This is a genomic window from Nocardia sp. NPDC059240 (assembly GCF_042753865.1).
Taxonomy (GTDB): Bacteria; Actinomycetota; Actinomycetes; order Mycobacteriales; family Mycobacteriaceae; genus Nocardia.
The window spans coordinates 38,035-49,858 of record NZ_JBHZAC010000012.1 but is presented as its reverse complement, the minus strand read 5'-3'; the positions used below and the strand labels follow the sequence as shown (position 1 = coordinate 49,858).

The 11,824-nt window shown below is 64.5% G+C and carries 10 protein-coding genes; 6 read left to right on the top strand and 4 right to left on the bottom strand.

The window, feature by feature from the left end; translation table 11 throughout:
• Nucleotides 1-5: 5 nt before the first annotated feature.
• Complete coding sequence (locus tag ACFXHA_RS35415; protein ID WP_379364006.1) at nt 6-854, top strand: hypothetical protein; 849 nt, start codon at nt 6-8, stop codon at nt 852-854.
• A 68-nt stretch (nt 855-922) separates the two neighbouring features.
• Here the strand turns inward: ACFXHA_RS35415 and gcvT are convergent, their stop codons facing one another.
• Both gcvT and ACFXHA_RS35405 read right to left on the bottom strand, forming a co-directional pair.
• Nucleotides 923-2,023 (bottom strand): glycine cleavage system aminomethyltransferase GcvT, encoded by a 1,101-nt coding sequence (gene gcvT, locus ACFXHA_RS35410; RefSeq protein WP_379364005.1) that lies wholly within the window; start codon nt 2,021-2,023, stop codon nt 923-925.
• Between the two features lie 244 nt (nt 2,024-2,267).
• Nucleotides 2,268-3,284, bottom strand: a complete 1,017-nt coding sequence (locus ACFXHA_RS35405; protein WP_379364004.1) for an alpha/beta hydrolase — start codon at nt 3,282-3,284, stop codon at nt 2,268-2,270.
• A 157-nt stretch (nt 3,285-3,441) separates the two neighbouring features.
• Here ACFXHA_RS35405 and ACFXHA_RS35400 point away from each other — a divergent pair, with 157 nt between their 5' ends.
• Complete coding sequence (locus ACFXHA_RS35400; protein ID WP_379364002.1) at nt 3,442-4,221, top strand: potassium channel family protein; 780 nt, start codon at nt 3,442-3,444, stop codon at nt 4,219-4,221.
• A 7-nt stretch (nt 4,222-4,228) separates the two neighbouring features.
• Here ACFXHA_RS35400 and ACFXHA_RS35395 read toward each other — a convergent pair whose 3' ends face one another.
• Nucleotides 4,229-5,365: an exonuclease domain-containing protein gene (locus ACFXHA_RS35395; RefSeq protein WP_379364000.1), complete on the bottom strand. Its 1,137-nt coding sequence runs from the start codon at nt 5,363-5,365 to the stop codon at nt 4,229-4,231.
• 2 nt (nt 5,366-5,367) lie between these two features.
• Nucleotides 5,368-5,937, bottom strand: a complete 570-nt coding sequence (locus ACFXHA_RS35390; RefSeq protein WP_379363999.1) for a hypothetical protein — start codon at nt 5,935-5,937, stop codon at nt 5,368-5,370.
• A gap of 614 nt (nt 5,938-6,551) precedes the next feature.
• Here ACFXHA_RS35390 and ACFXHA_RS35385 point away from each other — a divergent pair.
• Genes ACFXHA_RS35385 through ACFXHA_RS35370 form a run of 4 tightly spaced genes read left to right on the top strand, consistent with a single transcriptional unit; the run spans nt 6,552 to nt 11,384 of the window.
• Nucleotides 6,552-6,941 carry a DUF3311 domain-containing protein gene (locus ACFXHA_RS35385; RefSeq protein WP_379363997.1) on the top strand — a complete coding sequence of 130 codons (390 nt, stop codon included), beginning with the start codon at nt 6,552-6,554 and terminating at the stop codon, nt 6,939-6,941.
• Nucleotides 6,938-8,440: a sodium:solute symporter gene (locus tag ACFXHA_RS35380; RefSeq protein ID WP_379363995.1), complete on the top strand. Its 1,503-nt coding sequence runs from the start codon at nt 6,938-6,940 to the stop codon at nt 8,438-8,440. The genes ACFXHA_RS35385 and ACFXHA_RS35380 overlap by 4 nt, the downstream gene beginning before the upstream one ends.
• A gap of 50 nt (nt 8,441-8,490) precedes the next feature.
• Nucleotides 8,491-8,844 (top strand): hypothetical protein, encoded by a 354-nt coding sequence (locus ACFXHA_RS35375; protein ID WP_379363993.1) that lies wholly within the window; start codon nt 8,491-8,493, stop codon nt 8,842-8,844.
• Nucleotides 8,844-11,384 (top strand): hypothetical protein, encoded by a 2,541-nt coding sequence (locus ACFXHA_RS35370; protein WP_379363992.1) that lies wholly within the window; start codon nt 8,844-8,846, stop codon nt 11,382-11,384. Before ACFXHA_RS35375 ends, ACFXHA_RS35370 begins: the two co-directional genes overlap by 1 nt.
• The last annotated feature ends 440 nt before the right edge of the window (nt 11,385-11,824 follow it).

The window sequence follows — 11,824 nt, the reverse complement described above, 5'->3', positions numbered from 1 at the left end:
ATAAGGTGAGCGACGTGTATCCGGAACATCCTGCGCCGAAGCCGTCCAGCTCTCCCCGGCCCCTCGTGATCACGCTGATCGCCGTCGTGGTGCTCGGGCTGATCGCGATCCTGGTGGCCGCGGCACTGGTACCCGCGCGCACGGTGACCGGAACCGCACTGCCCGCCGACCAATACGGGTTCCAGGACACGGCCACCCGCACCACTCCCCCGCCGACAACGACGACGACCGACGCACCGAAGCCCTCCATCGCAGCGTTGACGCCGGGCTGGCAGACCGCCTACTCCATCACCCGCAACGCGGTCTACGACGTCCCGGCGGACTGGACCATCCCGACTCCGACCACCATCATCGGCTTCGAGAGCGGCAACCAGCGCGTGGTGATGAGCGGCGCGGCCGAACTCTCACCGAAGTCCTGCGACGGCCACCACTCCAAGGCCATGACGGGCGTGACCGGCTCCAAACTCGCCGACGCGGCCTCCGCGGCCAAGGACGTCGCCACCAACTGGGCCACCGTCGGCGGCCTCAATGACGACCGCCCCAACGCCACTTTCACGCTCGGCAGCGTCGAAACCCTCACCGTCCAAGGCAAACCCGCCGCCCACGTGACCGCGACCATGGCCAACCCCGGCCCCAACGACTGTTCCCACCCGGCGACCACGATCGTCCACACCATCGCCGTGCCCGCGAACAGCGGCCAGTTCGTGGTGATGGTCGTCTTCGCCGACAAGGACGTCGACGGCACGGTCTCCGCCGACACCATCGCTCAGATGTACAACACCCTGCGTCCCGCCGGCCTCGACCTCGCCACCTGCAAACAGGACAACCCCGTCGTCGGCACGTGGTGTGGCTGAACGACGAACGTTGTCGGTGAGCACGATGGCTCGCCGACAGCGTTTCTGGTGACTACCGCGTAAATCGCTCAGGCAGTGCGGGTTTCGACGAACGGGGGCTTGATGACCTCGCAGCGGAGCCGGCGGCCGCGGACGTCGACCTCGACCTCGTCGCCGGGCTCGATGCCCGCCGCGGTGTCGAGGAGAGCGAGGGCGATGCCGACCTTGAGGGACGGCGAGAAGGTGCCCGAAGTGGTTTCGCCGATCTGGGCGTCACCGCGCATGACTGTCTGCCCCTGACGCAGAACGCCCTTGTCGATTGCCTTGAGACCCAGCAGGAGTCGGCGCGGACCGGCGGCCTTCTCTGCCTCCAGCGCGGACTTGCCCCAGAATTCCGGCTTCTTCCAGCCGATCGCCCAGCCGGTGCGGGCCTGCAAAGGCGAAATATCCAGGGACAGTTCATGTCCGTGCAGCGGGTAGCCCATCTCGGTGCGCAGGGTGTCGCGCGCACCGAGACCGGCGGCCTGACCACCGGCGGCCTGCACCTCGGTCACCAGGGCACGGAAGACGGCTTCCGCATCGGCCCAGCGGGGCAGCAGCTCGTAGCCGTGCTCACCGGTGTAGCCGGTTCGGCACACCCGAACCGGGCGACCGTCCCATTCGGCGTCCTCGTAGGCCATGTACTCCATGTCGGTCGGCAGCCCGAGCTTGGCGAGCACCTCCGCCGACCGCGGACCCTGCACCGCGAACACCGCGTAGCCGCGATGCTCATCGGTGATGGTGATGCCCTCGGGCGCGACCTTCTGCAGCTCGGCCACCACGGTCGCGGTGTTCGCGGCGTTCGGCACGAGGAAGATCTCGTCATCGCTCACGTAGTAGGCGATGAGGTCGTCGATGACCCCGCCCTCGGGCGTGCAGCACAGCGTGTACTGCGCCTTCCCGGGGCGAATCCGGTTCAGATCATTGGTGAGCGCCGAGTTCACGAAGCCCGCGGCACCCGCACCCTTGACGGTCGCCTTACCGAGGTGGCTGACATCGAACAGCCCGACCGTGGTCCGAACAGCGGTGTGCTCACCCACGGTGCCCGCGTACGAAACCGGCATCTCCCACCCCCCGAACGGAGCGAAGGTAGCCCCCAACTCGACATGCACAGCGTGAATAGGTCCCTGCAGCAGCTTCTCGTCGGTCACCCGAAGCAGCTTATCGGTCGTGCGAAGTGGCCGGACGACGCCTATCGGCGCGGGCCGCTCGAGCAACTTCGGGCCCTGACGACTCGCACGACGGCCATCGGCTCCCGAACCATCAGCGCCGCACCCCTCCGCGTGGATGCGCGTCTTCGCGGCGACTGTCGTGTCCGGGGGATCCCTCCGCGCGCGGGCAGATGCCGCCCCGGATTCCCAACGTGCCGATCGGCTGCGGGAGCGTGCCAGCCGCTTAAACGCCGAGGCTGCGGGCGATGCCGGGCCAGGCGGCGTGGAGGTCGCTCTGCCAGGAGGGCCAATTGTGACCGCCGCCGGGGAGGTAGTCGAAGGTGGCAGGGATGTTCTGGGCTTCGAGGCTGGATTGCAGTGCACGGGTGCAGGTTTCGACGGTGGATTCGAGTGCCGTACTCGAAGCGCCAACCTGCCCGCCGCCCGCCGCAGCCGGATTCGCGCGCGTTCCAGCGGCGAGATGCAGATCGGTGCCACGAAGCTTCTCGAGGTTGGCCGGAGTGGAGGGGTCATTCGCGGTCCAGGCCGGGGAGTCGTCGGGTCCCCAGATGTTCCAGGGGAAGCCACCGCCGGAGAGGACTACCGCCTGCAGGTAGCGGCGGCCCGGATCGGTGCTGGTTTGCGCACAACCGCTGAAGGAACCGACGCTCTGATAGAGACCGGGGGCATTTTCGGCGAGGGCCAAGGCGGAGGTGGCCGACATCGACACGCCGACAACGGCATTGCGGCCCGAAGCATCCAGTGACGCGTCCATGAGAGGCGGAAGTTCCTGGGTCAGGAAGGTCGTCCACTTATTGCGACCGAGCACCGGATCATCGGACTGCCAGTCGGTGTAATAGGTGTACCGGCCATCGAGGACGTTCACCACATTCACGTTCTGGTCCGCGAGGAAGTCCAGAACATCGGTACGGGTCTCCCAGGAGACCTCACTGCCGTTCTGATCGATCCCGTCCTCGGCACCATTGAGGAGATACAACGTCGGGCGAGGTACTGAATTGTCGGCGGCCCGAATGACGGACAACTGGACGGTCCGGTTCATGGCCGCCGAATACACCGAGACGGCGGACCGGCGATCGTCGCGGGGATTCACGCGGTCGATGTGCGAGCCATCCGCAGCCGCAGCCACGTCGGAATTCAGCGGTTCCGCGGCGGCCGCGAGCCCTGGCGTCACCCAGAAAGTGGCCGCGACCAGGGCAATTCCCGCCGCCAACCACCTGCGCACGCCACGTGTACTCGTCATATCCGCCTCAAACTCATCCGAACAAACCCCCTTGTCCTCTCTACCGAGGCGATCATGACCGCGCAATAAAGCTCTTCTCACACAGCCGATTGCTGCGGTCGGTCGTCCCGGGCATGTCCTCCGCAATTCCCGGCGTGGTCCGCACGATCATGGCGGCATGGATCACGGTGAGAGGTTGACCAACTGGGAGCGCCGCACCACCCCGCTGCTGATCGCCCTCGCGGCGATCTCCTTGACCCTGTATCTCTTCACCACCGCCGTCGACTATTCCCGCGGCTGGCCACGCGCCGTCGAATGGGTGATCTGGGCGGTATTCGCCACCGATTTCGCGGTGCGCTGGCGACTGTCCGGCCACGGCCTGCGGTTCCTGCGCGACCACCCCGCCGACATTCTGGTCCTGGCCGTGCCGTCGCTGCGGCTACTCCGGGTGCTGGGCATCCTCGGCCGTCTGTCGGTGCTCAGCCATCGCGGCCGCGCCGACCGGATGCTGGCGGCCACCACCTTCCTCGGCGGCGTCCTCGTTCTGATCGGTGCGGCTGCCGTGGTGCGGGCCGAGCGCGGTGTGCCGGACGCGACGATCACCTCGTTCTCCGACGGAGTGTGGTGGGCGATGACCACCGTGACCACCGTCGGGTACGGCGACCATGTGCCGTTGAGTCCCGACGGACGCATCATCGGCGGACTACTGATGACCCTCGGCGTCGGGCTCGCGGCGGTGATCACCTCGGCGCTGGCGGGACGGTTCATCGCCGCGGAACCCGCGGCCGAATCTCGGGCAACGACCGGATCCGTTCCCGACAGCCACGACCGATCGGCCGCCGCGACCGATTTCGCGACGTCATCGATCGAACCGGATCGCCTGGCGCACATCGAATCTCGACTGGAGCGCATAGAGGAACTGCTGCTGCGCATCGAACGCGGGAGCCGACAGTCCTGAACGCCCATCATGTCTGCTCGCCCGGTGAGCCACCAGCGCCCGTCTCGCCGAGGCAGGCAAGGAACGCCGCCTCATCCATCACCTCGATCCGCTGCCCCTTCGTCCGCAATTCAGCGACCCGTCGCGCCTTGCTCGTCGTGAATGCGGCCGGATCCTGTCCGAGGAACCCATCGCCGATCACCAGCCGCGTCGTGCGCTTGGTGACGTTCCGCGCGGGCATCGCCCCGCACGCCGCGATTGCATCCCATGCCTGCTGGCGATTCATGGCGGCGAGATCGCCTGTGAACACGATGATTTCACCGAAGAGCGGATGCGATGAATCGGAACCGGTGACCTCCGGCAAGACCAATTCCTCGCGGCCGAACCAGGATCGAGATGCGGGACGCGACGTGGAAGACGCCGCCAACGAGGGCTGCGGCGCGACGTTCCGTGCCCGCGACTCGGCAGGCCCCGCCTTGGTGTCGAGCAGCCGAGTCTCGACACCCCACCTCCGCGACGCGGCACGCTCCGATCCAGCCGTTCCACGACCGGTTCGCCGAGGTTCTCGAGCGTCGGCGCGCAGAATCGTGCCCGCCGACCCTCTCGCTCGACGCGGGGTGCCCGTCATGCGATCCAGTGCCGCAAGCGAATCCGCACCGGTGCGGGCGGCGAGGGCGATCACGATATCGGCGGCCGCGGCGGCATCGGCACCGGCGTCATGATGGTTGGTGAAGTCGATCCCGAGCGCGGCGGCCACATTCGGCAGCTTGTAGCTCTCGAGGTCCAAATGCCGCCGCGCCAACGCCAGGCTGCAGCTGAAATCCCACGCCGGCGCATGAATTCCACTGCGCGCACACGCTTCTCGAATCGCCCCACTGTCGAACCCGGCATTGTGGGCGATCACCGGCAACTCTCCGACGAGCCCGGCCACCTCGGGCCACCGCTCCGCGAAGGCGGGCTGCCCGGCAACCATGCCCGCCGAGATCCCGTGCACCCGAATGTTGTGCCAGGCGAAGAACTCCAGCCCCTCCGGCGGCCGACACAACCACGACTCACTGGTTGTCCGCTCCCCATCCCGGACAACAGTCACCCCGACCGCGCAAATACTGCCCCGCGCGGAATTGGCGGTCTCAACATCAATGGCGGCGAACGAAAGTCCCGCCATACTCACCGCACCGCAAGCGGCAACGGCCGCGCGACAGGACCACCCAGGTCGACCAGAAACGCCCGAGCCAGCCGCAGCGATTCGAACGCCGCCCACGCATCAGCCAGATCCGCGAGCGCCCGCGCCAGAGTGAGCACCGGTCGAATGTGATCGTCCACTACATCCACCTGCGACTGCGTCAGCAACACCTCCCCGGGCGGCACGACCACCGGCCATTGCGGCCGAATGTATTTCCCACCCGCCGCATCCTGTTCGGTGAACCGCACATCAGCGGCTTCGATTTCAGCGCAAACTGTTTCGACCGTTGCATCAACATCCACGATCCCCGCCGCCGCGCCACTCACGGCCAGATCTCTCCCGTCGGTCAGCGCGATCTCTTCCTCCCCCGTCACCACGATCGGGAAACCGGCCGTGAGACTCTCGATCTCCGCCCGGCGCACGTCCTCCATCACCCAAGCGCCCGATAGCCGCGACAACCCCTGCGCCGCCCCTACATTCACATGCCAAATGACCAGTTGGTCCACGGCCCTACCGAGCACCGCGACGGAATGCAGATCGAACGAGGCAGCCATAATGCTCCACGGACGTGACGGACAGTTACCGCGCTACGTTAGAGCATCCCTCCGACAGCCTCGCGGCGAACCCACACGAATCCTCAACGCGCCCAAACAGTTCCAACCGCCCGGGATCACTTCGCATCCGATTCTGCGCGGATAAATGCGACACAAGCACCACTGGACTATCGACCACGCACTGCGGCTCCGCGCCTGCCCCGGAAGTTTCAAGCCGCTCCAGTCGACGGGCCGGACCTATTGGTTACCTCAGGCCGAGCGGATCTCCGGCTACTACCGAACGCCCCCTGCGATCCACCATCGAAGCTGACCGCCGCCGCGCCACGTTCAGTTACCTCGCGGATGGAGACATTGGCTCGCATGGCAATCCGCCCTGCGCCACCGACCCGACATTGCCCACAGACGCGTAGCCTCCGAACCGCCGGCCGGTCAGGCACAGCTTATTCCGGGGGGTCGAGGTGCAGAAACGACTCCAACCACACCCGGTCTGCGAATGAGAATCGACCGGTCCGTATCCCGAGCCATCGCTCCACACCGCGTGCCGCGCCCTAGCCTGACACTCCCCGCGTGGAATAGTTCGCAAGGACAGCGATCCGCGACCACCCGGAGGACCAGTGTCCGATTCGGAATCCGCGCCGCCCGCCGCCGGGCCGTCGCTCCGACAGCGTGGCCCCGCGTTACTGCTGCTCACACTCCCGGGCCTGCTCTACTGCCTCGCCCCGGTCGTGGCCAACCGCATCGAGCCGCGCATCCTCGGCATCCCATTCCTAGTGGCCTACCTGATCGTGGTCACGATCCTCGCCGGCCCCCTCATCTGGCTGGTCGCCCGTCTCGACCCCGCCTACCGTTCGGGCACAGCGGAATTCGTGCCCGCCGACGATCACCCGGGGGCATCCGGCGGCCTTACCTGGCCGCCCGCCGCGTCGACCACACCGCCCAATGAACTCGAGCCGCCCGGCCACTCCACACGCTCCTCCGACGGCGAAGCCGAGGACCCGCGATGAGCGGCCAAGCGACCGTGGCGGTTTCGCTCTTCACCGTCGCCATGCTCGCCACCGTGGCAATCGGCATCCTGTCCGCCCGCGGCCGGGTCCGCTCCATGTCGGAATGGTCGATCACCGAGCGCGGCCTCGGCACGATCTTCGTGCTGGTTCTGATGGCGGGCGAGAGCTACACGAGCTTCTCGTTCCTGGGTGCCGCCGGCTGGTCCTACCGCTACGGCATCCCGATCTTCTACCTGATCGCGTATCTGAGCACCGGCTTGGCGGTGGCGTACCTGGTAGCGCCGGCACTGTGGACCTACTGCGCCCGCCATCACCTGGTCTCGATCGCCGATATCGCCGAACATCGTTTCCGCTCACGACCTTTGGGCATCGCCGTCGCGCTGATCTGCACGATCTTCCTGGTGCCGTATGTGCAGCTGCAGATCCAGGGCATGGGCGTGGTGGTCAATGCCATGTCCTACGGCGCGATCAACCTGAAGACCGCCGCGATCATCTCTTTCATCGTGGCCGAAACCTTCATCCTGACCTCGGGCCTGCGCGGCTCAGCGTGGGTCAGTGTCCTGAAGGACAGCCTGGCCGTCCTCTCGATAGCCATTCTCGCCGTGTACATCCCATGGCACTACTTCAACGGCCCCACCGACCTCCTCAACCGCCTGGCCGCCGACAAACCCCAATGGCTGACCTTCCCCGGCGCAGGCGGCGGCACCTTCGGCGCCTCCTGGTTCGTCTCCACGATCCTCCTCAACGCGATCACCATCTGCGTCTTCCCCACCACCGTGGCCGGCTACCTCTCCGCCAAATCCCCAAACGCCCTGCGCCGCAACTCAATCCTCCTCCCCTGGTACCAAATCCTCCTCCTGGTCCCCATCATGATCGGCGCAGCAGCCCTCTTCGCCGCCCCCACCCTGAAAAACCCCGACCTAGCCCTCTTCACCCTCGTCACCAACTCCCTCCCCGCCCCGATCGTCGCGCTGATCGGCATCGCGGGCGCCCTCTCCGCCATCGTCCCCATGAGCGTCTTCCTGATCGCCATCGGAACGTTGTGCGGCCGAACCATCCTCGGCGGCGGCCTCCGCGGCGCCAGCGCATCAGACTCCCGCCAGCGCACCGCCTCCCAACTGATCGGCTTCCTGATCGGCGCGATAGCCCTGGCCGGAGCCCTCCTCTACCCGAAGCTCCTGGTCAACCTCTCCGTCCTGTCCTACGAAGGCATCGCACAGTTGGTCCCCGCGGTAATCCTCGGCTTGTACTGGCGCCGCCTGACCGCCCTCGGGGTCGGCGCAGGCCTGATCACCGGTGGAGCAGTCGTCCTCCTACTCCACGCCACCGGCCACGACCCCCTACTCGGCATCAACGGCGGCCTCTTCGCCCTAGCCGCCAACCTCCTCGTGGCCGCCGCAATCTCCCACCAAACCCGGCACGCTAATCATTTGCCAATCCCGTTGGATACTTTCTTCCGCGCAGACATAGCCATCACCCAGAGCTCTCGTCATATATGACTATCTGGCAAAATGCTGATTCCAGGCACTCCTGGGATCCATTCAAGTGCATGACCAGAAGATTGCTGAAGACTGAGGGGACGGGCTGCAGCATGTTCCAGGCCGACATCGACGAACTGAAGACGCTGGCCACGACGCTGACCTCGGTCGGCGACGAGATCGACAACCTGGACGTTCGCACCACCGGAGACGCGGTCGGCGGTGCTCTTCCCGGAATTCCGATCGGTGCGGCCTGCGCGCAGGCAGGCGAATACACCGAGGGCGCGTGGCTGCGGATCGCGGAACGCATGCGCAAGCTCGCGGGCATCGTCAATCAGTGCGCCGACGACATCAAGGTCACCGATACCGAGTTCAAGAACCGGCTCGAGCAAATGCACTTCTTCCATGCCGGAGACACCGCGTAATGCCGAGCCGCAAGGATGTCGAGAGCTGGAAGCCGGAGAAGCTATCCGAGTGGGCGACCGAACTCGACGCCAAGACGACCAGCTACGAGGGCCAACTCGACCGCAGCGTGACCCAATTCCGCGGTACCAACTGGGCCGGCGCGGCCTACCTCGCCGCATACGACCGATTCGGCGAGGAACACGACGAGGGCTTCAAACTCTCGCAGGAGATCCGCGACGTCTCGACCGCACTGCGCACCGCGGACACCCGCCTCGCCGATGAGCGACGGATCCTGCTCGGACGAGTTTCCGACGCCGAGCACGACAGCGACTGTCCCGTCGGTCTGACCGTCGACGACGGCTGGAAGGTTCACGCCGAGCCCTACAACACCGGCGACCACTCCGATCAGGACAAGAAGAAGATCAAGGAGCGAATCGATCACCACCAGGGCCTGATCGATACCGCACGCTCCGGTCTGATGATGGCGGTCGGTGAGGTAATCGCAGGAATCGTCAACGCCTCCAACAATGTTCGCACCCGCGGTGATCAACTCGGCAGCGGGATCGATTCCCCGTCGCTCGCCAAGGTCGATCCGGCCGAGCTCGGCCGGAAGGACGGCGAGGACGTCGCCGACGGCAAAGTCTCCGACAAGAAGATCACCCAGATCGCGGACCGTCTCGCCGGTACGAACCCGTCGCCCGATCAATTGGCGACCTTGGCCAAAGGCGGCGAGATCACGGTCCCGCAGTCGACCATGGACTACCTCTCGGCCTTCTATGACAAGGCCGGTCGTGACGGCCTGGTACAACTCTCGGAATCGTTGAAAGCCAACGGATCTCCGCAAGCCCTCCAGCTACGGCAAGAACTGATCAACAACATGATGACCCTCTCCAACGAGAACGTCGTCACCCGTGGACCCGACGGCCAGGTCGCAGATCGCGGCGGCTGGAACAAAATGAACTCGGAAGTCCGCGAAATGATCGGCACCCGACCGAAATTCGGCGGGGCACCGGACTCCAACACCCGTGACCTTCCCGACGACTACCGAGCCGTCACGTGGGGCAAAGGACCCATCGACGACCGCCACGCCCTATTCGACTACACCGAGGATATGGCCAAGTTCGCCGGCTTCCTCAATAGCGGTGATCCGAGCTACATCCCCGGCCAACGGCTGGGTGTAGAGCTCGAACGGCAAGCCGCACACCAGGCATGGGTCCTCGATCACGGCGGGTACGCCGGATACAAATCCGTCGGCATGAACGAGTCGGATTGGTTGAAGGACACCGAACGCAGCGCCCAGGACCTTCTCAGCGTCGGAGCTCGCAATCACGAATCCTCCTACGCCGCATTGACGGGCATCGGAAGCGAAGAGCTTTTCGGCAAAAATGTTCCCGGGCAGAGCTACGAGAAGTACGACCCGAAGATCATCGATACCGTGTTCCAACACCACTGGAAGGACGGCGGTACGGCCTCAGGCTCGGTGATCGGCTGGATCGGCACCGATTCACACGACATCGGCCCCAACGGGCTGCCCACCACGCAGGCCTTGCACGCACGCGAAGCCCTCACCCGACTACCCGGGATTTTCGCTCCCCTTGAAGCGCCCCAAGATCCCGCACATCACGGCGATCAGCCGCTACAGAATCGCAGCGGCGGACTCGACGTACCTCAGTTCGACAAGACCGCCAGGGGATTCTCCGCCAACCCGGAGTTGTCCCGAGCGTTGGCTCAAGTCATGGGCTCGAATATCGATGCCTACATCGACGCGACCAACCTACCCGAGACTGCTTATCTGTCCGACGTCGGTGAGGCCCAGATAAAGGCCACCGACGCGAACCGACTGCTGTTCCTCGCAAGCCAGTCCGATCAGGGCCGACTGACACTCGAGGTCGCACGACAGTCTTACGAATCGAATATCCTGAATCAGGCATTCGCCCAGCACGATTTACCGCCCGGCGAATACGCTCGGTCTTCGATGCAGCAACTGGCGAGCCTTGATGGTCGAATCACTAATGCGGCACAGAATTCCCTGACGTATCAGGATGAGAATCATATTCACGAGTACAACAGTAAGATGCAGGAGATCTTCGAGAAGAAGAAGGCCGCAGCCGAGATCATAGGAAAGCTCGGGCAGGTATCTCTCGGATCAAGTCCTGGTGGAGAAGTAAGCTCAAAGGTATCAGACATACTGGGAGACAAGATCACAGGCAGCTTGATAGACAAGTTTGTCCCCGCACCGGAGAAGATGACCACTCTCTACCCCAACGCTACAGAGATTAATATCCGAGGTGCACAGAACTTCCAACAGCAGATCCTAAATTCGGCGTACCAATCGGGCAATCTTGATCCATCATTGATCGACCACAGAACCGGCCAGCCGATTGATCTGAGCGAATCACAAAACGCCGCGACACACACCACCCTGGAAACTTATTTGAAGAATCAGGGGTTCCAGCAGTACATCACCGATTACAACCAAACCTACGGTATCGAGGTGCTGCAGGGTGTAGGACAGAGCGGCACCAGCTTGTCCGTTATTCTCACGGGAAAGGAAAAATAGCCTTGGCACTGCGAGGTCGCGAACACGTGGCACCAATGTGGCTACTGGCAGTGTCGTTGATTGCCGTCTCATGCTCGCAACCGACAATATCCGGCACCAGCTCCGACAATTCGACAACTACAACATCCGCGCCTTTTCCCTACCCGCCATTGCAGTTCCGATGGGATCTCGCCATACCCCTCGAAGACCAGACTGCAGCAGCCGCACGGTTCGTGCTCGAAACCGAGACACTCGAGGCAGATCGGTATGCGCGACATGACGACTCGCTCCTGCCCCAAATAAATTCCAGGATTGGCTATGATAATCGCCCATTCCCGAATGTTGTCCCCTCCACGCCAGAGACCGGAGGGTACCTGTACCGCGCCGTCAGCGCCGAACAGCAGGCCGACAGTCGCTGGTCAGTGACATATTGTATATTTGACACCCCTGGAGCCTACAAA

Excerpts from the sequence above, each read along its gene's own strand:
- ACFXHA_RS35405 (WP_379364004.1), bottom strand. The coding sequence starts at position 3,284 with ATGACGAGTACACGTGGCGTGCGCAGGTGGTTGGCGGCGGGAATTGCC.
- ACFXHA_RS35400 (WP_379364002.1), top strand. The coding sequence starts at position 3,442 with ATGGATCACGGTGAGAGGTTGACCAACTGGGAGCGCCGCACCACCCCG.
- ACFXHA_RS35395 (WP_379364000.1), bottom strand. The coding sequence starts at position 5,365 with ATGGCGGGACTTTCGTTCGCCGCCATTGATGTTGAGACCGCCAATTCC.
- ACFXHA_RS35390 (WP_379363999.1), bottom strand. The coding sequence starts at position 5,937 with ATGGCTGCCTCGTTCGATCTGCATTCCGTCGCGGTGCTCGGTAGGGCC.
- ACFXHA_RS35380 (WP_379363995.1), top strand. The coding sequence starts at position 6,938 with ATGAGCGGCCAAGCGACCGTGGCGGTTTCGCTCTTCACCGTCGCCATG.
- ACFXHA_RS35375 (WP_379363993.1), top strand. The coding sequence starts at position 8,491 with ATGACCAGAAGATTGCTGAAGACTGAGGGGACGGGCTGCAGCATGTTC.
- ACFXHA_RS35370 (WP_379363992.1), top strand. The coding sequence starts at position 8,844 with ATGCCGAGCCGCAAGGATGTCGAGAGCTGGAAGCCGGAGAAGCTATCC.